21 protein-coding genes and 1 rRNA gene are annotated in these 25527 nt (G+C 72.2%); 12 read left to right on the top strand and 10 right to left on the bottom strand.

Annotated elements, in window-relative coordinates; all coding sequences use genetic code 11:
* Nucleotide 1: 1 nt before the first annotated feature.
* The 6 genes from cseC to OHS33_RS16270 all read right to left on the bottom strand — a co-directional run bounded on the left by cseC (nucleotide 2) and on the right by OHS33_RS16270 (nucleotide 5065).
* Entirely contained in the window at nucleotides 2-1315 is a 1314-nt protein-coding gene (gene cseC / locus OHS33_RS16295) for a two-component system sensor histidine kinase CseC (protein WP_330331130.1), read from the bottom strand.
* Entirely contained in the window at nucleotides 1312-2022 is a 711-nt protein-coding gene (gene cseB / locus OHS33_RS16290) for a two-component system response regulator CseB (RefSeq protein ID WP_330331129.1), read from the bottom strand. The genes cseC and cseB overlap by 4 nt, the downstream gene beginning before the upstream one ends.
* Before the next feature lie 42 nt (nucleotides 2023-2064).
* Nucleotides 2065-2682 carry a hypothetical protein gene (locus OHS33_RS16285; RefSeq protein ID WP_330331128.1) on the bottom strand — a complete coding sequence of 206 codons (618 nt, stop codon included), beginning with the start codon at nucleotides 2680-2682 and terminating at the stop codon, nucleotides 2065-2067.
* A gap of 32 nt (nucleotides 2683-2714) precedes the next feature.
* Nucleotides 2715-3275 carry a SigE family RNA polymerase sigma factor gene (locus OHS33_RS16280; RefSeq protein ID WP_330331127.1) on the bottom strand — a complete coding sequence of 187 codons (561 nt, stop codon included), beginning with the start codon at nucleotides 3273-3275 and terminating at the stop codon, nucleotides 2715-2717.
* 196 nt (nucleotides 3276-3471) lie between these two features.
* Nucleotides 3472-4431, bottom strand: a complete 960-nt coding sequence (locus tag OHS33_RS16275) for an A/G-specific adenine glycosylase (protein ID WP_330331126.1) — start codon at nucleotides 4429-4431, stop codon at nucleotides 3472-3474.
* 22 nt (nucleotides 4432-4453) lie between these two features.
* On the bottom strand, nucleotides 4454-5065 hold the full coding sequence (locus tag OHS33_RS16270) for a phosphatase PAP2 family protein (protein ID WP_330331125.1): 612 nt from the start codon (nucleotides 5063-5065) through the stop codon (nucleotides 4454-4456).
* A 180-nt stretch (nucleotides 5066-5245) separates the two neighbouring features.
* Between OHS33_RS16270 and OHS33_RS16265 the strand changes: the two genes are divergently transcribed.
* Nucleotides 5246-6055: a hypothetical protein gene (locus OHS33_RS16265; RefSeq protein WP_330331124.1), complete on the top strand. Its 810-nt coding sequence runs from the start codon at nucleotides 5246-5248 to the stop codon at nucleotides 6053-6055.
* Between the two features lie 205 nt (nucleotides 6056-6260).
* On the opposite strand, the gene disA is transcribed toward OHS33_RS16265, so the two are convergent.
* Both disA and radA read right to left on the bottom strand, forming a co-directional pair.
* A complete protein-coding gene (gene disA, locus OHS33_RS16260; RefSeq protein WP_330331123.1) occupies nucleotides 6261-7385 on the bottom strand; it encodes a DNA integrity scanning diadenylate cyclase DisA in 1125 nt (374 codons plus the stop codon).
* A 177-nt stretch (nucleotides 7386-7562) separates the two neighbouring features.
* Nucleotides 7563-8972 (bottom strand): DNA repair protein RadA, encoded by a 1410-nt coding sequence (radA, locus tag OHS33_RS16255; RefSeq protein ID WP_330331122.1) that lies wholly within the window; start codon nucleotides 8970-8972, stop codon nucleotides 7563-7565.
* A gap of 157 nt (nucleotides 8973-9129) precedes the next feature.
* Between radA and OHS33_RS16250 the strand changes: the two genes are divergently transcribed.
* Nucleotides 9130-10902, top strand: coding sequence for a BACON domain-containing protein (locus OHS33_RS16250; protein ID WP_330331121.1), 1773 nt, complete (start codon nucleotides 9130-9132; stop codon nucleotides 10900-10902).
* 4 nt (nucleotides 10903-10906) lie between these two features.
* Here the strand turns inward: OHS33_RS16250 and OHS33_RS16245 are convergent, their stop codons facing one another.
* Entirely contained in the window at nucleotides 10907-11755 is an 849-nt protein-coding gene (locus OHS33_RS16245) for a hypothetical protein (protein WP_330331120.1), read from the bottom strand.
* A 62-nt stretch (nucleotides 11756-11817) separates the two neighbouring features.
* Between OHS33_RS16245 and OHS33_RS16240 the strand changes: the two genes are divergently transcribed.
* The 4 genes from OHS33_RS16240 (at nucleotide 11818) to ilvD (ending at nucleotide 16682) form a co-directional block, all read left to right on the top strand.
* The gene (locus tag OHS33_RS16240) at nucleotides 11818-12747 is read left to right on the top strand and encodes a Ppx/GppA phosphatase family protein (protein WP_330331119.1); all 930 of its coding nucleotides are present in this window, start codon (nucleotides 11818-11820) and stop codon (nucleotides 12745-12747) included.
* A 476-nt stretch (nucleotides 12748-13223) separates the two neighbouring features.
* Nucleotides 13224-14072, top strand: coding sequence for a sugar phosphate isomerase/epimerase family protein (locus tag OHS33_RS16235; protein ID WP_330331118.1), 849 nt, complete (start codon nucleotides 13224-13226; stop codon nucleotides 14070-14072).
* Nucleotides 14069-14698, top strand: a complete 630-nt coding sequence (locus OHS33_RS16230; protein WP_330331117.1) for a TetR/AcrR family transcriptional regulator — start codon at nucleotides 14069-14071, stop codon at nucleotides 14696-14698. Before OHS33_RS16235 ends, OHS33_RS16230 begins: the two co-directional genes overlap by 4 nt.
* Nucleotides 14699-14831: 133 nt before the next feature.
* A complete protein-coding gene (ilvD, locus tag OHS33_RS16225) occupies nucleotides 14832-16682 on the top strand; it encodes a dihydroxy-acid dehydratase (protein ID WP_330331116.1) in 1851 nt (616 codons plus the stop codon).
* Nucleotides 16683-17292: 610 nt separating this feature from the next.
* Here ilvD and OHS33_RS16220 read toward each other — a convergent pair.
* Nucleotides 17293-19488: a serine/threonine-protein kinase gene (locus OHS33_RS16220; protein ID WP_330331115.1), complete on the bottom strand. Its 2196-nt coding sequence runs from the start codon at nucleotides 19486-19488 to the stop codon at nucleotides 17293-17295.
* A 127-nt stretch (nucleotides 19489-19615) separates the two neighbouring features.
* Between OHS33_RS16220 and OHS33_RS16215 the strand changes: the two genes are divergently transcribed.
* The 6 genes from OHS33_RS16215 to OHS33_RS16190 all read left to right on the top strand — a co-directional run bounded on the left by OHS33_RS16215 (nucleotide 19616) and on the right by OHS33_RS16190 (nucleotide 25470).
* Nucleotides 19616-19927 carry a peptidase gene (locus tag OHS33_RS16215; protein WP_443065308.1) on the top strand — a complete coding sequence of 104 codons (312 nt, stop codon included), beginning with the start codon at nucleotides 19616-19618 and terminating at the stop codon, nucleotides 19925-19927.
* A gap of 78 nt (nucleotides 19928-20005) precedes the next feature.
* Nucleotides 20006-20524, top strand: coding sequence for a hypothetical protein (locus tag OHS33_RS16210; protein ID WP_330331114.1), 519 nt, complete (start codon nucleotides 20006-20008; stop codon nucleotides 20522-20524).
* A gap of 299 nt (nucleotides 20525-20823) precedes the next feature.
* Nucleotides 20824-21696 (top strand): ABC transporter ATP-binding protein, encoded by an 873-nt coding sequence (locus OHS33_RS16205; RefSeq protein WP_330331113.1) that lies wholly within the window; start codon nucleotides 20824-20826, stop codon nucleotides 21694-21696.
* Complete coding sequence (locus tag OHS33_RS16200; RefSeq protein WP_330331112.1) at nucleotides 21693-22430, top strand: ABC transporter permease; 738 nt, start codon at nucleotides 21693-21695, stop codon at nucleotides 22428-22430. The genes OHS33_RS16205 and OHS33_RS16200 overlap by 4 nt, the downstream gene beginning before the upstream one ends.
* Before the next feature lie 22 nt (nucleotides 22431-22452).
* Complete coding sequence (gene proC / locus OHS33_RS16195) at nucleotides 22453-23262, top strand: pyrroline-5-carboxylate reductase (protein WP_330331111.1); 810 nt, start codon at nucleotides 22453-22455, stop codon at nucleotides 23260-23262.
* 683 nt (nucleotides 23263-23945) lie between these two features.
* Nucleotides 23946-25470, top strand: a 16S ribosomal RNA gene (locus tag OHS33_RS16190).
* The last annotated feature ends 57 nt before the right edge of the window (nucleotides 25471-25527 follow it).

Genomic DNA, 25527 nt, shown 5'->3' with positions numbered 1-25527 from the left:
CTCAGCCCGGCAGCCGGACGACCGGGAAGCTGCCCGTCGCCGTCGGCGCGTGCTCCGGCAGCCACAGCACCGCCACCGCGCCCGCCGCCTCGCCCTCGCGGTCAACTCCGCCCGGCGCCGCGACGTTTCGGAACGTGAGCCGGGCACCCAGCACCCGCGCCTGGCCCGCCGCGATGGTCAGGCCCAGCCCGTGGCCCACGCCCGCGCGGTCCGTCGAACCGGTCCGGAAGCGGCTCGGCCCCTCGCGCAGCAGCGCCTCGGGAAAACCGGGCCCGTGGTCCCGGACGCGCACGACCCGGCCCTCGACGTCCACCTGCACCGGGGCCCGCCCGTACCGCGCCGCGTTGGCGAGGAGGTTGCCCAGGATCCGCTCCAGGCGCCGCGGGTCGGTGCTCACGATCTCGTCCGCCACGATCCGTACGGTCGCCTCCGGCATCAGCGCGGCCACCCGCCGCCCCACGAACTCGCCCAGCGCCACGTCCTGGAGCTCCGCCCGCTCGGACGCGCTGTCCAGCCGGGCCACCTCCAGCACGTCCTCGACCAGGACCCGCATCGCCTGCGCCCGGTCCCGTACCAGCTCGGTCGGGCGGCCCGGCGGCAGCAGTTCCGCCGCCGTGAGCAGACCCGTCACCGGGGTGCGCAGTTCGTGCGCGATGTCGGCGGTCACCCGGCGTTCGGCCTCCAGCCGCTGCTGGAGCGTGTCCGCCATGGCGTCCACGGCCCGCGCGAGGTCGTCGGTCTCGTCCCGGACGACACCGCCGACCGCGTCGCGCACCCGGACCTGCGGGTCGCCGAGCGCGACCCGCCCGGCGGCGGCCGCCGCCTTGCGCAGGCGCCGCGAGATCTGGCCGCCGATGAGGACGCCGAGGGCCGAGCTGCCGATGACGACCGCGAGCGATCCGACGACCAGGGCCCGGTCCAGGTCGCGCACCATGTTGGCGCTCTGCTGGAAGCCCGAGTGCATCGACAGCACCTGCCCGTTGCCGAGCGGTACGGCGGCCCAGACCTCCGGGTTGCCCTTCGGCTTCTCCTGGATGTAGGTGCCGCGCCGCCCCGAGCGCGCCTTCTCCCGCAGGTCGGCCGGCAGGTCCGGGTCGTTGAGCTTGGCGCCCATGAAGGGCTTGCGTCCGGTTTCTGCGGTGCGGGAGGCGTACTGGACGCGCTCCAGCTGTGCGTCGCGGGCGCTCTCCAGCATCGACACCCGGGCAGCGCTGTGCACCACCAGGCTCAGCGCGAGCGCGGTGAGGGCGCCCACGGCCGCGATGGCGAGGGTGATCTTCCAGCGGATGCCGGTGCGGAAGGTGAAGCTCCTCATGCCTTCAGCTTGTATCCGAAGCCCCGGACCGTCTCGATCCGGTCCTGTCCGATCTTGGTCCGCAGCCGCTGGACGTGGACGTCGACGACCCGGGTGTCGCCGCCCCAGTCGTAGTCCCACACCCGCTCCAGCAGCCGGTCCCGGGACAGGACGGTGCCGGGCGCGGAGGAGAACTCCAGCAGCAGCCGCATCTCGGTCGGGGTCAGCGCCACCGCGGCCCCGGCCTTGCGGACCTCCATGCCCTCGGTGTCGACCTCCAGGTCACCGAAGGACAGCACCCCGCGCTCCCCGTCCGGGTCGCCGTCGGAGCCGGAGCCTCCGCCGTTCGGGCCCCCGGCGTGACCGAAGCGGCGCAGGACCGCGCGGATCCGGGCGACGAGGACCGAGCCGTCGAAGGGCTTGGTGACGTAGTCGTCGGCGCCCGCCTCCAGCCCGAGGACCACGTCGATCGAGTCGGCGCGCGCGGAGAGCATGATCACGGGAACGGTGGACTCGTCGCGGATCCGGCGGCACAGGCTGACGCCGTCCATGCCGGGCACCATCACGTCGAGCAGGGCGATGTCGGGCCGGTTCGCCCGGAAGGACTCCAGGCCGGAGAGCCCGTCGGGCATGGCGGTGACCACGAACCCGTCGCGCTCCAGCGCCAGGGTCGTGGCCTCACGGATGACGTCGTCGTCCTCCACGAACAGCACGTGGGTCTCGGCCATGCCGGTCGCCTCAGTTCCTCTGCGGTGCAGTTCTTCTGCGGTTCAGTTCTTCTGTGGTGTGACGGCGGGGGCGGGCTGGGTCCCGCCACCGCCGACGTTGCTGTACTCCGAGTGCACGCGGTCGTGTTCGGTGAACTTCTCGCCGTTCCAGCGGTAGGTGATCACGTCCTCACCCGTGGCGTACGCCTCGGTCTTGACGTAGATCGGCTTGCTCACCACCAGATCGCCCCGGTCGATCTCCCCGTAGACCGGCGGCGCCTCGTCCGAGAACACATTCTCGTACTTCGTGCCGTCCTGCCTGTAGACGTACGTGCCCACCCCGATGGCATCCGAGCAGGACAGGATGTTCACCACCAGGTCCGGCTCCGCGCCCCCGGTGACCTTCCCGTAGCTGACGTCGACCGGGTACTCCTTGCCGGAGCACGGCTTGAGGTCCTTCTTGACCGCGTCGCTGACCTTCGGGTCGCCCTTCACCAGGGCCACCACGTCCTGGACCTTCTTGAAGGACGAGGCGGGCGGCTGCCCGGCGGGGGTGGGCGGCGTGGTCTTCGACACGGACTCGGTGCGCGCCGGGCCGCCGTCCCGCAGCCCGGTCCCGCCGGTGGAGCAGCCGACCGCGAACAGCACAGTGCCGACGAGGATGACCATCCCCGTCGACATCAGTACCAGCGGGCTCCTGCCCCGGAGGCCTGTTAGGCCGCGCACCGCTCCCGCCCCTCGTACTGCATGGTGTGGTCACCGCGTTCCAGCGCGCGCATGTCCAGGTCCCGGCTCTCCAGCTCCTGGCGCAGGCGTGCCAGGGCACGGTGCAGCGTGCTCTTCACGGTACCGGCCGACATGCCGAGCGCCGCGGCCGTCTCCTCGGTGCTCATCTGCTCCCAGTGTCGCAGCACGACCACGCTGCGCTGCTTGGGCGCGAGCACCTTGAGGATGTCCATCAGCAGGGCGCGGTCGGCGCGCTGCTCGGCGCCGTCCTCGACGCTGGCGTCCGGGAGCTGCTCGGTGGGGACCTCTTCGAGCTTGCGGGCGCGCCACCACTCGGTCCGCGTGTTGATCATGACGCGGCGCAGGTAGGCATCGGCGAGGGACTTGTCGGCGATGCCGTCCCAGCGGCCGTAGGTGCGCACGAGGGCGGTCTGCAGGAGGTCCTGCGCGTCGGTGGGGTCCGGGACCAGGCGACGGGCACTGCGCAGCAGCGCGTCCTGCCGAGTGCGTACGTACTCTTCGAATTCGAGTACCTCGCCGTGCGCCATCTCAGACCGCCTCCGCCCGTTTACCGCTCTTCGTCCTGCGTCCTGTGCTTCTGGATCCGAAGGTACGGAGCGGTTGTCACGGCACTGTGCGGGTGAGCCTTCGGTGGGAACACGGCTGTCCATAGGTTGTGTAACAGCGCCCGTGAGCTGGGGTTTAGCCGACTCAAGCGGAATGCGGCCCTCAGCGATGCGGCCCTCAGCCGAGCGGCAGCCGGTACGCGGTGGCGAGCACCCCGCCCTCTCCGTCGGTCAGCGGCTCGACCAGACCGTCGGCCACCAGCCCGTCCAGCGCCCGGGCCCGCTGCACCGGCTCGTCCCACACGGCGTCCAGCGCCGCCCGCGGCACCGGCCCGACCGCCTCGCGCAGCACGGCCAGCAGCCGGCCGCGCACCTGCCGGTCGGTACCGGCGTACGTCTGCCCGCGCCGCGGCGGACCCTCGTGCGCGGGCTTGCCCGCCAGCCGCCAGGCGCACAGCCCGGCCACCGGACAGCGCGCGCAGTCCGGGTTCTTCGCCGTACACACCAGCGCGCCCAGCTCCATCGAGGCCGCCGCCCACCCGGCCGCCGTCTCCTCGTCCTCCGGCAGCAGCGCCCGGGCCAGGCGCCGCTCGGCGGCGGTCGTGGCGTTCGGCGGGTACTCGACGCCGGTCGCGGTCCGGGCGAACACCCGGCGCACGTTCGTGTCCAGCACCGCGTGCCGCTGTCCGTAGGCGAAGGAGGCCACCGCCGCGGCCGTGTACTCGCCGATGCCGGGCAGCGACAGCAGCCGGTCGTGCTCCTTCGGTACGTCGCCCCCGTGCCGTTCCGTTATGGCGACGGCCGCGCCGTGCAGGCGCAGCGCCCGCCGCGGATAACCGAGGCGGCCCCAGGCCCGTACGGCCTCACCGGGCGCCTCGGCGGCCAGATCGGCGGGGCGGGGCCAGCGGGCCAGCCACTGCTCGTACACCGGCAGCACCCGGGCGACCGGGGTCTGCTGGAGCATGAACTCGCTGACCATGACGCCCCAGGGACCGGCCTCGGGACGGCGCCAGGGCAGGTCGCGGGCGTTCTCGCGGAACCAGGCGATGACGGGGGAGTGCAGCGCGCGGGCGGCTTCGGCGCCGGGCACGGTGGGCTCCTCGGACAGGGCGGCGGGGGATTCGGGGGATGCAGTCATGGCAGGGGCATCCTGGCACGATTCACCCCTCGGGCGCGGGCCCCGGACCCGTGAACAGCACGGCGGCGCGCACCCCGCTCGTCCGCATCGAGCCGATGATCCTACGGACCGGACCCGTGAGCGCGAGCACCACCAGGACGCCCACCGAGGCGCCCAGCAGCAGGCCGATCGCCACGTCGTGCGGATAGTGCACCCCGACGAAGACCCGGGAAAAGGCCATCAGCAGCGCCAGCGGCACCGTGAGCAGCGCGAGCCGCCGCACGGCCAGGGCCAGCGCGACGGCGGCGGCGCCCGCGATCACCGAGTGGTTGCTGGGGAACGACCAGTCGCCGGGCGCCGGGCACGGGATCAGCGGGGCGAGCGCGCCGGGGACCGCCCGGCAGGGCCGTTCCTCCCGCACGGTGGCCTTCACGACCTCGGAGACGACGTAGGCGACGGCCGTCGCGAGCGGCGCGAGGACGGCCAGGGCCATCGCCGCGTCGCCGCGGGTCCGCGCGCGCCACCACACGAGGAGGAAGAGCAGGCCGAACACCAGCAGCCCGTAGGCGGTCCACACCTCGGCGAGGGACCGCACCCAGCCGGGCGTGGAGTGGGCGAAATCGGTGACGTCTCGGTAGAGGTCGGAACTGTCCATCCGGCCGACCCTACGCAAACCGGCCTCAACGCCGCATCAGCCGCACGGCCCGGCCCCGCGCCCCTGGCCGTCCTGCTGGTTGTCCCGGGATGCGGCAGCGGGATGATCATCGCCAAAACACGCCGGATGTGCGGCATGTGGGGCACGGATCGCGCCCCGGACTCTCGTAAAGTTCCCTCCGTGGGATCTCTGCGCAATCCGGTCGGGCCGCTCCCCTCCTCCATCTACTGGCGACGGAGGGCCGTTCTGGCGTCCGTTGCCGCCCTGCTGGCGCTCCTCGCCGTGTGGACCGTCACCTCCGGCGGGGGTACGACCACCCAGAACGGCAAGGGCGGCGGAGGACCGCACCCGGCCGCCTCCATCACCCCCGGCGCGCCCGGATCCGGGCCGGCGATCAGTCAGGCCCCGGGCGGCCGCGACGAGTCGGGCGCGGGCGGCGCCACCGGCGGCGACCACGGAGGCGCGGCGGCGGGCGCGGGCGGGGCGGGCGGCGGCACGGGCGGCACCTCGTCCTCCGGCCCCGGCTCCGGCACCGGCGGCGCCTCGTCCTCCGGCCCCGGCCAGATCCCGGCCGACTCCCCGCTCCCCACCTGCGCGCCCAGCGCGCTCCAGTGGGAGGTCAAGAGCACCAAGAACGAGTACGAGCCGAACGAACACCCCCGCCTCGAACTCCTCGCCCGCAACGTCTCCGGCACCACCTGCAAGGTCGATCTCGGCCCCAAGCAGGCGATCCTGACCATCACTCAGGCGACCACGGGCAAAGCCGTCTGGTCCTCGGCGGACTGCCCGACGGGAGCGGGCAACCTCTTCTACCGGCTGCCGGCGAACAGCGAGACGACGTATCCGCAGGAATGGGACCGGAAGTTCAGCGCACCGTCCCAGTGCCAGACGCCTCCGGCGGGGAGCGCGGTGGCCGACACGTACGTGGTCGAGGTCAAGTCCCCCGGCATGCCGGTGGCCCGCACCTCGTTCGTCCTGAAACAGGACTGACTTGCCTCCGGCGGGCCCTCAAACGCCGGGCGGGCTGATTTTGCCCTCCGGGCAGATCCAGCCCTCCGGGCAAACTAGCCCCGCCGGGCAGACCAGCCCAGCAAATCCAGCCTCGCCGGCGTTTGAGGCGCCCCCGGAGGGCGGATGGGCCCGCACCCGGGGGCAGGCCGCACCCCGGGACCACGCTCGCGCCGCAGGCCAGAGGCTAGACGTAGCGCTCCAGGATCGAAGACTCCGCCAGCCGCGACAGCCCTTCCCGCACCGACCGCGCCCGCGCCTCGCCGACGCCGTCGACGGTCTGCAGATCGTCCACGCTCGCGGCGAGCAGCTTCTGCAGCCCCCCGAAGTGCTCCACGAGCCGCTCGATGATGGCCCCCGGCAGCCTCGGCACCTTCGCCAGCAGCCGGTACCCGCGGGGCGACACCGCCGAGTCGAGGGTTTCGGGCGAGCCCGTGTACCCCAGCCCCCGCGCCACCGTCGCCAGTTCCAGCAGCTCCGCGTGGGTGAGGGAGTCCAGCTCGGCCAGCGCCTCGTCCACCGTGCGGGAACGCTTCGCCGTCGGCTCGGGCACGTAGTCCCGGATGACCAGCTCGCGCTCCTGCTCGATCCCGACGGTCAGCTCGTCCAGCTGGAGCGACAGCAGCCGCCCGTCGGTGCCGAGTTCCACCACGTATTCGGCGATCTCGGTCGCGATCCGCCGGACCATCTCCAGCCGCTGCGCGACCGCCGTGACGTCGCGGACCGTCACCAGGTCCTCGATCTCCAGCGCGGACAGCGTGCCCGCGACCTCGTCGAGCCGCAGCTTGTACCGCTCCAGCGTGGCCAGCGCCTGGTTCGCCCGGGACAGGATCGCCCCGGACTCCTCCAGCACGCGCCGCTCGCCGTCGACGTACAGCGCGATCAGCCGCATCGACTGCGAGACCGAGACGACCGGGAAGTTGCACTGCTTGGAGACGCGGTCCGCGGTGCGGTGCCGGGTGCCCGTCTCCTCCGTGGGGATCGACGCGTCCGGTACCAGCTGGACGCCCGCCCGCAGGATCTTGGTGATGTCCTTGTCGACGATGAGCGCCCCGTCGAGCTTGCACAGCTCGCGCAGCCGGGTCGCGGTGAACTCCACGTCCAGCACGAATCCGCCGGTGCACATCGACTCGACGCTCTTGTCCATACCGAGAACGATCAGACCGCCCGTGTTGCCGCGCAGGATCCGCTCCAGGCCGTCACGCAGCTGCTGACCAGGTGCGACCGCGCTCAGCGAGGCCCGCATGAGGGCCTCCTGCTTGCTGCCTGCGCCGGACTTCCCGGATGCTGCTGCCCCGTCCTTGGCTGCCACTGCACTCCTCCGGTCGCGGGTTCCGCCGCCCCGCACCGCGGGCACAAAGGAGTGCGTACGGCCGGGCGGACCAGCACAAAGTCTACCGGCGCGCGCCGCGCCCCCGCCGTGGCTTGGCCAGTACGTCCGTCAGGGGACCCCGGACGGGCCCCCTGACCAGCCCCCTTGCCCCTCGGCTCAGCCCTCGCTCTTGGCCGGGGTCCGGCTCCGGCCGCGCGGCAGCACCCGCAGCGCGTCCCCCATGTCGGCCACCTCGATGACCTTCATCCCGGCGGGCACCTTGCCCGGGTCGACCGGCACCAGGGCGTGCGTGAAACCGAGCCGGTGCGCCTCGGCGAGCCTGCGCTGTACGCCCGTCACCCGCCGCACCTCACCGGCCAGCCCGACCTCCCCGATCGCGACGAGGTTCTTCGGCAGCGGTACGTCGCTGGCGGCCGAGGCCAGCGCCAGCGCCACGGCCAGGTCGGCGGCCGGCTCCGTCAGCTTCACCCCGCCGACGGTCGCGGTGTAGATGTCCCGCTTGCCGAGCGCGGTGATCCGGCCGCGCTGCTCCAGCACGGCCAGCATCATCGAGACCCGGGAGGTCTCCAGCCCGGAGGTGGTCCGCCGGGGCGAGGGGATCTGCGAGTCGACGGTCAGCGCCTGCACCTCGGCGACCAGCGGCCGCTTGCCCTCCAGCGTCACCGTCAGGCAGGTGCCGGGGACCGCCTCCGCGCGCCGGGTCAGGAACAGCCCGCTCGGGTCGGCGAGCCCGGTGATCCCCTCGTCGTGCAGCTCGAAGCAGCCGACCTCGTCGGTGGCGCCGTACCGGTTCTTGATGCCGCGGACCAGGCGCAGCCGGGCGTGCCGGTCGCCCTCGAAGCTGAGCACCACGTCGACGAGGTGCTCCAGCAGCCGCGGACCGGCGATCGCGCCGTCCTTGGTGACGTGGCCGACGAGCAGCGTGGACATCCCGCGCTCCTTGGAGGCCCGGATCAGCGCCCCCGCGACCTCGCGGACCTGGGCCATGCCGCCGGGCGCCCCGTCGATCTCGGGGGAGGCGATGGTCTGTACGGAGTCCAGGATCAGCAGCGACGGCTTCACCGCGTCGAGGTGTCCGAGCACCGCCGACAGGTCGGTCTCGGCCGCGAGGTAGAGGTGGTCGCTGAGCGCGCGGATCCGGTCGGCGCGCAGCCGCACCTGGCTCGCCGACTCCTCGCCCGTCACGTACAGGGTGCGGTGCTCGTCGCTCGCGGCCTTCGCCGCGACGTCCAGGAGGAGGGTGGACTTGCCGACGCCGGGCTCCCCGGCGAGCAGCACCACCGCTCCGGGGACGAGACCGCCGCCGAGCACCCGGTCCAGTTCGTCGACGCCGGTGGAGCGGGCCGTCGCCTGGCGCCCGTCGACCTGGCCGATGGGTACGGCGGCGGTGGACACGCGGCCGGCCGCGGTGGTCCGTACGGCGGGCGCGCCCGTCTCCTCGACCGTCCCCCAGGCCTGGCACTCGGGGCACCGGCCGAGCCACTTCGCGGTGGTCCAGCCGCACTCGGTACAGCGGTAGGACGGCCGGTCCTTGGCGGATGAACGGGATGTACGGGCTGCTGCCATGCCGCCAACGGTAACGGCCACCGCCGACACCCCCGCGGGGCGCCGTGGACCACGGCGTCAGGGCGGCTGTCAGCACCGACACGATCTGTTCACCCGTAAGGGCTAAAAGTGCTGAAGGCTTCCGGGCCGTCCCCGGCGCGCCGCCTACGGTCACGAGGTGAACAGCAGCAACCACGGAACCCCCGCGACACGCACCGGCGCACACCGGGCGCACGGGCGCACGCTCCCCGAGGGGGAGCAGGCGCCCTCCTCCCGCCACGAGCCGTACCTGGACGGCCTGTTCACGTACTGCCTGTCGGTCCTCTGCGACCACGACACCGCCACCGACGTGCTCGGCGAGGTCCTGGCCGTGGCCGAACGGCACCCCGGCCGCTGCCCCGACGAAGGAGACCGGCGGGCCTGGCTCTACGCCCTCGCCCGCTGGGCCTGTCTGCGCAGGCTCGCCGAACAGCGGCGCACCCGGCACGCCCCGGGCGGCGCGCACACCGCCCGGCGTGCGCCGGAGCACACCGCGAGCGGCCGCGCGCCGGGTGCGGCGACCAGACCGGGTGACGGGAGAGTGACGGGCGACGGGAGAGCGCCCGCCGGGCCGACCGCACCCGCCGCACCCGCCGACCTCCTCGACGTCAACGCGTACCGCCGGACCGAGCTGGCCCGGCTCGCCTGGCCCGAGGCCGCCGGGACCACCCCCGAGCAGCGCGAGGCCCTCGAACTCGCCGTCCGCCACCGCCTCACCGTCACCGAACTCGCCGCCGTCCTCGGCACCCCGGCCGCCGCCGCCCGCGACCTGCTCACCGGCGCCGCCTGCGAGGTCGAACGCACCCGCGCCGCGCTCGCCGTCGTCGAGACCGGCAACTGCCCCGCCGTCGCCCGGCTCACCGGGGACAGCCAGGTCCTGCTCTCCACCACCCTGCGCGCCGAACTCGTCCGCCACGTCGACGACTGCCCGATCTGCCGCCGCGTCGCCGAACGCGTCGGCGCCGGCGCCCCCTGGCCCGGTTCCGGCGGTGTCGCCGCCGGTGCCCTCCCGCTCGTCCCGGCGCCCCGGACCGGCGTGCACGCCGCGATGCTGCGCTCCGCCCGGGTCCGCGGCCGCGCCGGGGCCCCGCGCTTCGCCCGTACCGGCTTCCCCCTCGACCCCAAGGACCGGGCGGCCCGCCGCGACCGGATCCGGGCCCGGGCGGTCACCACCACCGTCGTCGCCACCGTCGTCGCGGCGCCGGTCCTGGCCCTCTGGGCCGCGTACCGCGGCGCGCCCAGCACCGGCGAGCCGACCGGCAACGCCAGCACCCGCATCTCCGCGAGCGAGCTGCAGATCCCGCCGGCTGTGGACAGCCACCCGTACGCCGCCTACGAGAACGCGGGCAACACCCGCACCACCGGCGCCGAGCCCCGCTTCACCGAAGGCGTGCAGGTACCGGACGTGTCCGTCGAGGTCATCAGCTCCGGCGCGCCCCCGAGCCCCACCACCCCCGGCGCCCCGGGCCGGCTCACCGTCACCGCCGCCTCCCGCGCCGGGGTCACCCTGCTCGAACTCACCGCGTCCGGCGGCGCCCCCGTCGACTGGCGGCTCTGGACGGACGCCCCCTGGCTCCGCGCGAGCCGCACCGCGGGCACCCTGGCCCCAGGAGAATCGGTCACCCTACGGATCACCGTGGACCCCGACGCCCAGCCCGTGGGCGCCTGGACCGCCCGGGTCGGCGTGGACCCGAGCGGCGCCATGGTCTCGATCTCCGGCCGCGGCCGCCCGGCCCCGCAGCCCAGCCAGACGCCGCCGACGGACCCGACCCCGACGCCGCAGCCCCCCACCCCGACGCCCACCCCGACCCCGACACCCCCCACGCCGACGCCCAAGCCCACCCCGACGCCGACGCCGACCGCGTCAGAGGGAACGGTTTCCCCGGCCCCCGCACCCTCTGCTTCTTCCTGACGGGCTACTTCTTCTTGTTCTTGACGGGCGGGACCGGCGGGACCGGCAGGAGCGGCGGGTCGGCCGGGTGCGGGGCCATCGGCTGCGCCGACGCCAGCCGCGCCTCGCACAGCGCCACCAGTACCTCGTAGGCCTCCTTGCCCATCAGCTCCGTCAGCTCGGGCCGGTAGGTCACGTACACCGGATCGCCCGCCCCGTGCGCGGACGTCGCCGACGTGCACCACCAGTGCAGGTCGTGGCCGCCCGGACCCCAGCCGCGCCGGTCGTACTCGCCGATCGACACCTGGAGCACCCGGGTGTCGTCCGGCCGGTCGATCCACTCGTACGTCCGCCGCACCGGCAGCTGCCAGCACACGTCCGGCTTGGTCTCCAGCGGCTCCTGGCCGCTCCTCATCGCCAGGATGTGCAGGGAACAGCCGGCCCCCGCCGGGAACCCGGGCCGGTTCAGGAAGATGCAGGCGCCGTCCCAGCGGCGGGTCTGCTTCTCCCCGTCGTCGTCGTGCTGGGTCCAGCCGGTCTCGCTGCCGACGTCGTGGAACTGCCACAGCTCCGGGGTCAGCCGCGCCACGTTCTCGGCGACCCGCTTCTCGTCGTCCTCGTCGGAGAAGTGGGCGCCGAGGGTGCAGCAGCCGTCGTCCGCGCGGCCCGGCTGGATGCCCTGGCAGCCGCTGCCGAAGATGCAGGTCCAGCGGGAGGTCAGCCAGGTCAGGTCACAGCGGAAGACCTGCTCGTCGTCGGCGGGATCGGGGAACTCCACCCACGCCCGCGCGAAGTCGAGCCCGACCTCGTCCGAGGCCGCCTTCTTGTTCTTGGTCTTGGTCGTACTCTTGCTGGCCTTCTTCGTATTGGGCACAAACCCAAGCCTAAGCGCCCCTTACGCAACCCCTACGCGTTCGGCCCAGTAGCGTTTCGCGTATGAGACTCGGTGTCCTTGACGTGGGTTCGAACACGATCCACCTGCTGGTGGTGGATGCGCACCCCGGCGCGCGCCCCCAGCCGGCGCACTCGCACAAGGTGGAACTGCGCCTGGCGGAGCTCCTCGACGAGCGCGGCGCGGTCAGCCCCGAAGGCGTGGAGCGGCTCGTCGCGGTGATCGCGGGCGCCGCCCAGGCCGCCGAGGACAAGGGCTGCGAGGACGTCCTGCCCTTCGCCACCAGCGCGGTGCGGGAGGCGACGAACGCCGACGAGGTACTGACCCGGGTCCGCGAGGAGACCGGCGTCGACCTCCAGGTCCTCAGCGGCGCCGACGAGGCCCGGCTGACCTTCCTGGCCGTACGCCGCTGGTTCGGCTGGTCGGCGGGCAAGCTGATGGTGCTCGACATCGGCGGCGGCTCCCTGGAAATCGCCTCCGGCATCGACGAGGACCCCGACACCGCCGTGTCCCTGCCGCTCGGCGCGGGCCGCCTCACCGCGGGCTGGCTCCCCGGCGACCCGCCGGACCCGGCGGACATCAAGGCCCTGCGCCGGCACGTACGGGCGCAGATCGCCCGGACGGTCGGCGAGTTCAGCCGATCGGGCGCGCCGGACCACGTCGTGGCCACCTCCAAGACCTTCCGGTCGCTGGCCCGGATCGCGGGCGCGGCCCGCTCGGCGGACGGCCTGTTCGTCCAGCGGGAACTGAGCCGCAAGTCCCTGGCGGAGTGGGTGCCGCGGCTGACGGAGATGACCACGACCCAGCGCGCGGCCCTCCCCGGCGTCTCGGAAGGCCGCGCCGCGCAGCTGCTGGCCGGGGCGATGGTGGCCGAAGCCGCCATGGACCTCTTCGGTGTCGACGACCTGGAAATCTGCCCCTGGGCCCTCCGTGAAGGCATCATCCTCCGCCGCCTGGACCACCTCCCCACCTAACCCCACCCCGCCGGCGCCCGAGTCCGCCAGGCCGCCCGCCCCCCTCCCGCCTCCGGCGGCGCCTCAATCGCCGGCGGGGCTCGGGTGTGTCGGGCGGGCTTGACGGTGCCCGGCGAGGCAGACGCGCGACGGCGCGGCCCGCCCCCGCCCCCGGCGGCGCCTCAATCGCCGGCGGGGCTGAGTGTGCACCGCGCGGCCCGCTCCCGCCTCCGGCGGGGCTGGAGGGCTGGCCGGGCGGGCGGGGCATTTCAGCCTCGCCGGCGATTGAGGCGCCCCCGGAGGGAAAGCGGCCCGCGCAGCGCATCACCCCGAGCGCACCCCCGGCCCGCCCTCAGCCCGCCCGGCGCCTGAGGGCAGAACCAGCCCGCCCGGCGCTTGAGGGCAGAAGCGCCCCGCCCAGCCGGGGCGGCCCGCCGGGCGGGACCGGGCGGAGGGCGGTGAGGGGGTCGGGGGCCGCGCCCCCGTACCCTGTCCCCGTGGCAGAACCAGTGCGCATCCCGGACGCGAAAGTCGCCCTCTCCACCGCCTCCGTCTACCCGGAGTCCACGGCGACCGCCTTCGAGATCGCCGCGCGCCTCGGCTACGACGGCGTAGAGGTGATGGTCTGGACGGACCCGGTCAGCCAGGACATCGAGGCCCTGCGCCGCCTCTCGGACCACCACCAGGTCCCGATCCTCGCGATCCACGCCCCCTGCCTCCTGATCACGCAGCGCGTCTGGTCCACCGACCCGTGGACCAAGCTCCAGCGCGCCCAGGCCGCCGCCGAGAAGCTCGGCGCGAGCACGGTCGTCGTGCACCCGCCGTTCCGCTGGCAGCGCCAGTACTCCCGGGAGTTCGTCTCCGGCATCTGGCGGATGGCCGACGAGACCGACGTCCGTTTCGCGGTCGAGAACATGTACCCCTGGCGCTACCGCGACCGCGAGATGCTCGCGTACGCCCCCGAGTGGGACGTCACCAAGGACGACTACCGGCACTTCACGGTCGACCTGTCCCACACCGCGACGGCCCGTACGGACGCCACCGCGATGATCGACCGGATGGGCGACCGCCTCGCCCACGTCCACCTCGCCGACGGAAACGGTTCCGCCAAGGACGAGCACCTCGTCCCCGGCCGCGGCACCCAGCCGTGCGCCGAACTGCTGGACCGCCTCGCCCGTACCGGCTTCGACGGCCACGTCGTCATCGAGGTCAACACCCGCCGCGCGATGTCCGCCGCCGAGCGCGAGGCGGACCTCGCCGAGGCCCTCGCCTTCACCCGCCTCCACCTGGCCAGCGCGGGCACCGGCCCCGGCACCGGCGCCGCCGCCAGGGTCCCGCGCCGATGACGGACACCCCCGCCGACAAGGCCAGGCCCCGCCGCGGCCCCGGCCGCCCCCGCCAGGACGAGGCCGACGACGGCCCCGGCACCCAGGAGCGGATCCGCCTCGCCGCCCGCTCCGAGTTCGCCGAGCGTGGCTACGACAAGACGTCCGTACGCGGGATCGCGAAGGCCGCGGGCGTGGACCCGGCGCTGATCCACCACTACTTCGGCACCAAGGACGACCTCTTCGCGGCCGCCATCGAGATGACGATGGAACCCGCCCTCGTGGTCCCGGCCGTCCTCGGCGACGGCCCCGACGGCATCGGCGAGCGCCTCGCCCGCTATTTCCTGGGCATCTGGGAGAACCCCGTCTCCCGCGCCCCGATGCTCGCCGTGATCCGCTCGGCGCTGACCCACGAGGCCGCGGCGAAGGTACTGCGCCGGCTGATCCTGCGCCGGGTCCTGGAACGGGTCGCGGCCGACCTCAACGTCCCGGACCCCACCTTCCGCGCCGAGCTGGCCGCCTCGCACATGGTGGGGATCGCCCTCCTGCGGTACGTCGTCCAGGTCGAGCCCCTCGCCTCCGCCGACCCGGAGGACATCATCACGCTGGTCGCCCCCACCCTCCAGCGGTACCTGACCGAGGAGTGACCGAGGAATGAACCCCTCGTCTCGGCATGCGGACACCTCGTCCGGATCCCGGGCGGCAGGCGTAGCCTCGTAATCTGAGCCAGAAATCTCTGACCCGGCGCCCTTCCGGCGCCACCTATGGGGAGTGAACCCGATGCCCGAGCTGAGGTCCCGCACCGTCACCCACGGCCGCAACATGGCGGGCGCACGCGCCCTTATGCGGGCGTCGGGCGTAGCGAGCGCCGACATCGGCAAGCCGATCATCGCGGTCGCCAACTCCTTCACCGAGTTCGTCCCCGGGCACACCCACCTCGCCCCGGTCGGCCGGATCGTCTCCGAAGCGATCCTGGCCGCGGGCGCCGTGCCGCGCGAGTTCAACACGATCGCGGTGGACGACGGCATCGCGATGGGCCACGGCGGCATGCTGTACTCCCTCCCCTCCCGCGACCTCATCGCGGACTCGGTCGAGTACATGGTGGAAGCGCACTGCGCCGACGCCCTGATCTGCATCTCGAACTGCGACAAGATCACCCCCGGCATGCTGATGGCCGCCATGCGCCTCAACATCCCGGTCGTCTTCGTCTCCGGCGGCCCGATGGAGGCCGGCCAGGCCACCCTCGTCGACGGCACCGTCCGCAAGCTCGACCTGATCGACGCGATGGTCGACGCCTCGAACGAGAACGTCTCCGACGAAGACGTGCTCCGCATCGAAGAGAACGCCTGCCCCACCTGCGGCTCCTGTAGCGGAATGTTCACCGCCAACTCGATGAACTGCCTCGCCGAGGCCATCGGCCTCGCCCTCCCCGGCAACGGCTCGGTCCTCGCCACGCACACCGCCCGCAAGGCGCTGTACGAGGAGGCCGGCCGCACGATCGTCGAGATCACCAAGCGCCACTACGAGCAGGACGACTACTCCGTCCTGCCCCGCTCCATCGCCACCCGCGAGGCCTTCGAGAACGCCATGGCCCTCGACATCGCCATGGGCGGCTCCACCAACACGATCCTGCACCTGCTGGCCGCGGCGCAGGAAGCGGGCCTGGACTACGACCTCAAGGACATCAACGAGGTCTCGCTCCGCGTCCCGTGCCTCGCCAAGGTCGCGCCGAACGTGGCGCCCGGCGGCACGTACTACATGGAGGACATCCACCGGGCCGGCGGCATCCCCGCCATCCTCGGCGAGCTGTACCGCGGCGGCCTCCTCAACAAGGACGTCCACACCGTGCACTCGGCGAGCATCGAGGAGTGGCTCGGCACCTGGGACGTGCGCAGCGGCACCGCGTCCGAGGAGTCCGTCGAGCTGTGGCACGCGGGCCCCGGCTGCGTCCGCTCCGCGACCGCCTTCTCGCAGTCCGAGCGCTGGGACACCCTCGACCTCGACGCCGAGGGCGGCTGCATCCGCTCCGTCGAGCACGCGTACTCCAAGGACGGCGGACTCGCCGTCCTGCACGGCAACATCGCCGTCGACGGCTGCGTCGTGAAGACGGCCGGCGTCGACGAGTCGATCTGGACCTTCGAGGGCCCGGCCGTGGTCTGCGAATCGCAGGACGAGGCCGTCGACAAGATCCTGCGCAAGGAGATCAAGCCGGGTGACGTCGTCGTCATCCGCTACGAAGGCCCGCGCGGCGGCCCCGGCATGCAGGAGATGCTCTACCCGACGTCCTTCCTCAAGGGCCGAGGCCTCGGCAAGTCCTGCGCGCTGATCACCGACGGCCGCTTCTCCGGCGGCACGTCCGGCCTCTCCATCGGCCACGCCTCCCCGGAGGCGGCCTCGGGCGGGGCCATCGCCCTCATCGAGGACGGCGACCGCATCCGGATCGACATCCCGAACCGCTCGATCGACCTCCTGGTCGACGACACCACGCTGGCGGCCCGCCGCGAGGCCCTCGGCGGCGTGTACGCCCCGAAGAACCGCGAGCGCAAGGTCTCGGCGGCGCTGCGTGCCTACGCCGCCATGGCCACCAGCGCCGACAAGGGCGCCGTCCGCGACGTCTCCCTCCTGGGCTGACCCCGCCCCGCCCTCAATCGCCGGGCAGGCTCCCCTTTGCCCTCAACCGCCGGGCAGGCTGCACAACCCCGCCCGGCGGCCCCCGGGCCGAGCCGAGCCCTCAATCGCCGGGCAGGCTTAATAACCCCGCCCGGCGGGCGCCCGGGCCGAGCTCTGACCTCAACCGCCGCGCGGGCTGATGTGCCTCCGGCGGGCCCTCAATCGCCGGGCGGGCTGGTCACGCCTCCGGCGGGCCCTCAAACGCCGGGCAGGCTGATGGTGCCCCCGCCCCGCCCTCAATCGCCGGGCAGGCTGATGGTGCCTCCGGCGGGCCCTCAATCGCCGGGCGGGCTCGGTTTTCCTGCCCGGCACTTTCGGCCCGCCCGGGCCAAATCCAGTCCAGCCTCGCCAGGCGGGCTTGGTTTGCCCGCCGGGCGCTTTCGGGCGGGCTTATTAAGCCTGCCCGGCGATTGAGGGCGTCTTTCAGCCTCGCCGGCGTTTGAGGCGCCCCCGGAGGGCAGACGGGCCGAGCGCCGAGCGTCAGGCCCAGCCCCGAGGCGGCAGGCGCCTCGGGCAGGCACATTCAGCCCGCCCGGCGATTGAGGGCATCTTTCAGCCCCGCCCGGGAGGGCTACCGCCACCCGCCAGGGTCGACGGCGAACACCGACCCGTCCGGCGCGGCGCCGAAGACCCGCCCGCCCCCCACCACCGGCACAGGCCGCAACGGCGTAAACGTGTGCTGCCCCGTAGCCATCCGCGGAGCGCTCTGCCCGACCAGCCGCCCCCGCACCGCGTCCACCGCCAGCAGCCGCCCGTCCGCCGCCATCAGGTGGACGCGCCCGTCCGCCACCACCGGCCGCGACCCCTGGCTGGCCGCGGTCTCCAGCCGCCACAGCTCCCGCTCCGCGCCCACGGCCGCCAGCGCGCCCCCGCTGCCGAAGGCGTACACCGTCCCGTCCGCGCCCAGCCCGGCCTGCGCCTGGAGCAGGGTCGTCGGCAGCAGCGTCCGCCGCTCGCCCCGCTCGCCCCGCCCGCGCAGGTCGATCCGTACCACGGCGTCCGTCACCATCCCGTCGCCCGCCAGCAGGTGCAGCGTCCCGTCCGCCACCCCCACCGGCTCCAGCAGCCCCGCCGACCGGTGCTGCCAGCGGGCGGCGCCGTCGGCCGCCGCGAGGGCGAGCACCTGGGTCGACGTACCGTCCCCGGAGGGCGTGACGGCGTACACCTCCGACCCGTCCGCCGCCGCGACCAGCTGCGCCCCGACGCCCGCCGCCCCCGCCGGACGCTTCGTCCAGCGCACGGCGCCGGTCGCCGCGTCGCGCGCCGTGACCTGCCCGTCGGCGGCGGCGATCAGCACCAGCGCCCCCGCCGGTACGACGTCCGCGCCGCGCGGGACGTCGGCCTTCCAGCGCTGCGCCCCGCTCGCCGGGTCGAGGCCCTGGAGCAGGTGGCTGCCGGACAGGTAGACGAGGACGTTCCCGCCCCCGGGGAACGGCGCCGGGTCCGCGGGCCCCGTGACCCCGGCCACCGACCATCGCACCGCGCCCGTCGCCGGATCCAGCCGGACCGCGGCGAGGCCGGCCGCCGAGCAGTACAGGGCGTCCGTCATCCAGCCGCAGGCCGGGATCCGCTGGGCGGCCCCGGGCGCGCCGGGGGTCACCGACCACGGCACGATCCGGGCGGGCGCGGCCCCGCCGGGCGTCCCGTCCAGGTGGTCGGCGACCGTCGTGGCCGGGGTCTCCCGGAACTGGACGTACCCGCCGACGGCCCCGCCGGTGACCAGCAGCCCGGTCCCCAGCACGGCGGCCACCCGCCACCGCGAGCGCCGCCGCCGCCCCGGGCGCGGCCCCGTACCGTCTGCCCGCGCGTCGGCGAGGGCATCGGAAGAGGGCCGCTCGCCGGACAGCGGCGCGTCCCGCCGGTGCGTGAGCGGCTCCGCCGCCGGGCCCCCCGCCGGGTCCGCCACGGGCAGCCGCGGTCGCGGTATGAACGCCCGCGTGTCCTCGTTCGTCGGATAGGCGGCGGAGCGCAGTACGGCGATCAGCTCGTCGGCGGTCGGCCGCGCGGCCGGGTCCTTCGCCAGGCAGCGCGCGATCAGCGGCGCCAGCTCCTGCGGCACCCCGGTCAGGTCGGGCTCGTTGTGCACCACCTGGTAGGCCACGATGTACGGGCTCTCGGAGTCGAACGGCCCGTGCCCGGTGGCCGCGTGCACCAGCAGCGCCCCCATCGCGAACACGTCCGCGGCGGGCCCGACGTCGCGCGGCCGCTGGAACTGCTCGGGCGCCATGAACGGCGGGGTCCCGATCAGCTTCCCGGTCTCGGTCCGCAGGTCGCTGTCGTACGGGCGCGAGATCCCGAAGTCGATGACCTTCGGCCCGTCGGGCGCCATCAGCACATTGCTCGGCTTGAGGTCCCGGTGGACCACCCCGGCCCGGTGGATGTCGCGCAGCGCCTCCGCGAGCCCGGCGCCGAGCCGCCCGACCTCGGCCGGGTCGAGCACCCGCTCGCGCACCCGCTCGGCGAGCGTCGGGGCGTCGATGAACAGGGTGGCCATCCACGGCCGTTCGGCATCGGGGTCGGCGTCGACGACGGGCGCGGTGAACGCGCCGCTCACCCGCCGCGCGGCGGCGACCTCCTGCTGGAAGCGGGCGCGGAACTCGGGATCCACCGCGTGCTGCGCGTGCACGATCTTCACGGCGAGCTTCAGCCCGGACGCGGAAGTGGCCAGATGGACGACGCCCATGCCGCCGGAACCGAGCACACTTTCCAGCCGGTACAGCCCGGCGTACTCCGGAAACCCGGACTGCCCAGCGCGCAGCGATCTCATCGCCCATCACCCCCGGGGGAGCCTAGTCGACGGTGCGTGCGATTCCGTAAGGGCCTGCTATCCTCCGCGAGTTGCCGGGCGCGATGGCCCGGTTCAGGTCAGTTTCAGGCCAATGGGGGAGATCAGCATGGCGGTTGACGAGACGGCGGACGTGGTGGGATCGATGGCCGCGGAGTCCGGCGACGCCGGGTACATGACGTTCCCGGTCGCACCCGATTCGCGGGTGAACGTCCGCAGCGGCCCGGGCACGGACTACCCGGTGAAGAAGGTCCTCCCGTACGGCTCCTGGGTGAAGATCGACTGCCAGACGCCCGGCACGACGGTCTCCGGCCCGTACGGCACCTCGGACATCTGGGACTGCATCGGCAACGGCCTGTACGTCGCCGACGCGTACGTGAAGACGGGCAGCGACGGCTACGTAGCCACCCGCTGCGGCTAACAGTCCCGGCGGCCCGTACCCCGTCTGACCCGTGAGACACACCGGCCCAACCGCCCACACCGGGGGATAATCACCGGTGTGAGCGACGAACGAGACGACGAACGAGACGCCGGCCGAGCCGCCGAGGGCCCCCAGCCCGAACCGATCCGGTTCTTCGGCACCACCTGGGTCGCGCACGACGGCGGCTACGCGCTGCGCCGCGCGGGCATGGCGGTCGCCTCGCTGCTGGCCGCCGTCATCGCCGCCTACCTGCTGCGCTTCGCGTACGAGGGCCTGCAGATCGGCAATGTCGGCCCCTTCCTCAGCATCTCCGTCGTCGTCCTGTTCGCGGTCGCGAGTTCCATCGCCTTCGCGAAGGCCTGGGAGTCCTTCAGCCGCCGCCCCGCGCCCTCCTCGGACGAGGCCTCGCTCAAGGGCCTCAAGGCGATCGGTTTCATCGGCGGCCTGATCGCGTACTTCCTGCGCTGCCTCATCGAGGCCCCCGGCGAAAAGCTGGCCCGCGCCGAGTACGAGCGCGCCCGCGCGGACCACACCCGCCGCCGCGGCACCCGCACCGGAAACCCCGCAGCCCGCCGCCCCAAGCGCAAAAAGAAGTAACCGGACGCGCCCACTGCCCCGAAGCCCGGCCACCTCAAGCCCCGCTCCCACAGCCCCGAAGCCGAGCCATTTCAAGCCCCGCCGGCGTTTGAGGCGCCCCCGGAGGGCAAACCGGCCCGCACGGGCCCCCCGCCCCAGCGCGCCCCGAAGCGGCCCAGCCATCTCAAGCCCCGCCGGCGTTTGAGGCGCTCCCGGAGGGCAAACCGGCCCGCACGGACCCACTCACCCCAGCCACCGCTCCCGGTCCCGGGCCCCGGCACTGGTTGACGACCGGCACCCCCAGGAGCATTATTCATCACATGATGAATAACCAGGCGGGCGGAGCCGCGGCCACCACCCCCGCCGCACACACCCCCGCCGTGCACGCCCACGACCTGACCGTCCGCCGCGGCACCCCCCGCACCCCCCGCACCGTCCTCCACGGCATCAACTTCGCCGTCCCCCGCGCCCGCATCACCGGCCTCCTCGGCCCCTCCGGCTGCGGCAAGTCCACCCTCATGCGCGCCGTCGTCGGCACCCAGGCCCAGGTCACCGGCACCCTCGACGTCCTCGGCCGCCCCGCGGGCCACCCCGAACTGCGCTCCCGCATCGGCTACGTCACCCAGGCGCCCTCCGTCTACGACGACCTCACCGTCCGGCAGAACCTCGACTACTTCGCCGCCGTCCTCGACCCCGGCCGGGCCGCCGCTGACCGCCGCCGCGCCGACGTCACCCGCGCCATCGCCGACGTGGACCTCACCACCCACGCCGACGCCCTCGCCGGAAACCTCTCCGGCGGCCAGCGCAGCCGTGTCTCCCTCGCCGTCGCCCTGCTCGGCACCCCCGAGCTGCTCGTCCTCGACGAACCCACCGTCGGCCTCGACCCCGTCCTGCGCCGCGACCTGTGGAACCTCTTCCACACCCTGGCCGACACCCGCGGCGCCACGATCCTCGTCTCCTCCCACGTCATGGACGAGGCCGAGCGCTGCCACGACCTGCTCCTCATGCGCGAGGGCCGGATCCTCGCCGAGGACACCCCGGACGCGCTGCGCGCCCGTACCCACTCCGACACCGTCGAAGAGGGATTCCTGCACCTCGTGGACGAAGCCAACGCCCAGGCCACGGAGCAGGCCACCGAGCAGGCCACCGAGCAGGCCCGCGCCGCCACCGCAGGGGAGAGCGAGACCCGATGAACACCGCCCGCACCACCGCCACCGCCCTGCGCGTCCTGCGCCAGCTCCGCCACGACCCGCGCTCCATCGCGCTCATGCTGCTCGTGCCCGTCCTGATGCTGACCCTGCTGCGCTTCGTCTTCGACGGCAGCCCGCGCACCTTCGACAGCATCGGCGCGTCACTCCTCGGGATCTTCCCCCTCATCACCATGTTCCTGGTGACCTCCATCGCGACCCTGCGCGAGCGCACCTCCGGCACCCTCGAACGCCTCCTGGCCATGCCCCTGGGCAAGGGCGACCTGATCGGCGGCTACGCCCTCGCCTTCGGCGCCGTCGCCGTCGTACAGTCCCTGCTCGCCACCGGCCTCGCCCTGTGGTTCCTCGGCCTCGACATCGTCGGCTCGCCGTGGCTGCTGCTCCTGGTCGCACTCCTCGACGCGCTGCTCGGCACCGCGCTCGGCCTGTTCGTCTCCGCCTTCGCGGCGTCCGAGTTCCAGGCCGTCCAGTTCATGCCGGCCGTGATCTTCCCCCAGCTGCTCCTGTGCGGACTCTTCGCGCCCCGCAACACGATGCAGCCGGTCCTCGAAGCCGTCTCCAACGTCCTGCCCATGTCCTACGCCGTCGACGGCATGACCCAGGTCCTCACCCACACGGACATGACCACCGACTTCGTCCGCGACGTGATCGTCGTCGCCGCCTGCGCCCTACTGGTCCTCGCCCTCGGCGCGGCCACCCTGCGCCGCCGCACACCCTGAGCCCGGGTGTAAAGATGAAGCCATGACCCAGACAGTCGCCGTTCTCGGTACCGGCAAGATCGGTGAGGCCCTGCTCAGCGGGATGATCCGAGGCGGCTGGCCCGCCTCGAAACTCCTCGTCACGGCCCGCCGCCCCGAACGCGCCGAGGAACTCCGTACGCGCTACGGCGTCGAGGCCGTCAGCAACGCCGAGGCCGCCAAGCGCGCCGACACCCTGATCCTCACGGTCAAGCCGCAGGACATGGGCAAGCTCCTCGAAGAACTCGCCCCGCACGTCCCGGCGGACCGCCTGGTCATCAGCGGCGCGGCGGGCATCCCGACCTCCTTCTTCGAGGACCGCCTCGCCGCGGGCACCCCCGTGGTCCGCGTCATGACGAACACCCCCGCCCTCGTGGACGAGGCCATGTCCGTCATCTCGGCCGGCAGCCACGCCACCGGCGCCCACCTCGCCCACACCGAGGAGATCTTCGGCGGCGTCGGCAAGACCCTGCGCGTCCCCGAGTCCCAGCAGGACGCGGCCACCGCCCTCTCCGGCTCCGGCCCGGCGTACTTCTACTTCCTCGTCGAAGCGATGACGGACGCGGGCATCCTCCTCGGCCTGCCCCGCGCCCAGGCCCACGACCTGATCGTGCAGGCGGCCGTCGGCGCCGCCGTCATGCTCCGCGACAGCGGCGAACACCCGGTCAAGCTCCGCGAGGCCGTCACCTCCCCGGCCGGTACGACGATCAACGCGATCGTGGAGCTGGAGAAGCACGGCGTACGGGCGGCCCTCATCGCGGCCCTCGAAGCGGCCCGCGACCGCAGCCGCGAACTGGCCTCCGGCAACAGCTGACGCACAGGCCAGACCGGGGTTGACACTGGCGTTCGGGGTCCGTAAGGTTCTTCGAGTTGTCCGAAGTGAGCTGCCGACCCCGGTCGGTCCCCGGACAGCCATCCGCCACTACCCATTCGAACGAAGCGACGTACGTTGTCGTCTCTTTTTCATGCGTATTTGCGAATGAGGAATCCGTGCCCGAGTGGCACCGCCGCCGATTAGGTCGGGGGCAAGGAATCCGCTAGTGTCACACCTCGTCGGAACGGCCCAACAGCCGGGAAGACAAGCCCAACTGACTGGGAGTCAGGCCCGAAAGGATCTGATAGAGTCGGACTCGCCGGAAAGGGAAACGCGAAAGCGAAAACCTGGAAAGCGAAACCCGCTTCGACCGGGAATCGGACACGAGAGAGTCTGATAGAGTCGGAAACGAAGAACGAAGCCCGGAGGAAAGCCCCAGTAGTGATACTGCGGGTGAGTACAAAGGAAGCGTCCGTTCCTTGAGAACTCAACAGCGTGCCAAAAATCAACGCCAGAAGTTGATACCCCGTCCACTTCGGTGGATGAGGTTCCTTTGAAAAAGACCTGTGAGGCCTTCGGGTGCTTGCAGGCAACCACAACAGCGAGGACGCAGTGGACGGTCGGCCATATTCCGGCATGACTGTCCCGCTCAACGCGAGTGGAAACCGGATATCCGGTAAACATTCACGGAGAGTTTGATCCTGGCTCAGGACGAACGCTGGCGGCGTGCTTAACACATGCAAGTCGAACGATGAAGCCCTTCGGGGTGGATTAGTGGCGAACGGGTGAGTAACACGTGGGCAATCTGCCCTTCACTCTGGGACAAGCCCTGGAAACGGGGTCTAATACCGGATAACACTCCTGCCTGCATGGGCGGGGGTTAAAAGCTCCGGCGGTGAAGGATGAGCCCGCGGCCTATCAGCTTGTTGGTGGGGTAATGGCCTACCAAGGCGACGACGGGTAGCCGGCCTGAGAGGGCGACCGGCCACACTGGGACTGAGACACGGCCCAGACTCCTACGGGAGGCAGCAGTGGGGAATATTGCACAATGGGCGAAAGCCTGATGCAGCGACGCCGCGTGAGGGATGACGGCCTTCGGGTTGTAAACCTCTTTCAGCAGGGAAGAAGCGAAAGTGACGGTACCTGCAGAAGAAGCGCCGGCTAACTACGTGCCAGCAGCCGCGGTAATACGTAGGGCGCAAGCGTTGTCCGGAATTATTGGGCGTAAAGAGCTCGTAGGCGGCTTGTCGCGTCGGATGTGAAAGCCCGGGGCTTAACCCCGGGTCTGCATTCGATACGGGCAGGCTAGAGTGTGGTAGGGGAGATCGGAATTCCTGGTGTAGCGGTGAAATGCGCAGATATCAGGAGGAACACCGGTGGCGAAGGCGGATCTCTGGGCCATTACTGACGCTGAGGAGCGAAAGCGTGGGGAGCGAACAGGATTAGATACCCTGGTAGTCCACGCCGTAAACGTTGGGAACTAGGTGTTGGCGACATTCCACGTCGTCGGTGCCGCAGCTAACGCATTAAGTTCCCCGCCTGGGGAGTACGGCCGCAAGGCTAAAACTCAAAGGAATTGACGGGGGCCCGCACAAGCAGCGGAGCATGTGGCTTAATTCGACGCAACGCGAAGAACCTTACCAAGGCTTGACATATACCGGAAACGGCCAGAGATGGTCGCCCCCTTGTGGTCGGTATACAGGTGGTGCATGGCTGTCGTCAGCTCGTGTCGTGAGATGTTGGGTTAAGTCCCGCAACGAGCGCAACCCTTGTTCTGTGTTGCCAGCATGCCCTTCGGGGTGATGGGGACTCACAGGAGACTGCCGGGGTCAACTCGGAGGAAGGTGGGGACGACGTCAAGTCATCATGCCCCTTATGTCTTGGGCTGCACACGTGCTACAATGGCCGGTACAATGAGCTGCGATGCCGCGAGGCGGAGCGAATCTCAAAAAGCCGGTCTCAGTTCGGATTGGGGTCTGCAACTCGACCCCATGAAGTCGGAGTTGCTAGTAATCGCAGATCAGCATTGCTGCGGTGAATACGTTCCCGGGCCTTGTACACACCGCCCGTCACGTCACGAAAGTCGGTAACACCCGAAGCCGGTGGCCCAACCCGTAAGGGAGGGAGCTGTCGAAGGTGGGACTGGCGATTGGGACGAAGTCGTAACAAGGTAGCCGTACCGGAAGGTGCGGCTGGATCACCTCCTTTCTAAGGAGCATATAGCCGACTGCGAGCGAATGACTCGCACGGTTGCTCATGGGTGGA

Source organism: Streptomyces sp. NBC_00536 (assembly GCF_036346295.1).
GTDB lineage: Bacteria > Actinomycetota > Actinomycetes > Streptomycetales > Streptomycetaceae > Streptomyces.
The sequence above is the reverse complement of the archived record's forward strand: the minus strand, read 5'-3'. Positions and strand labels throughout refer to the sequence as shown.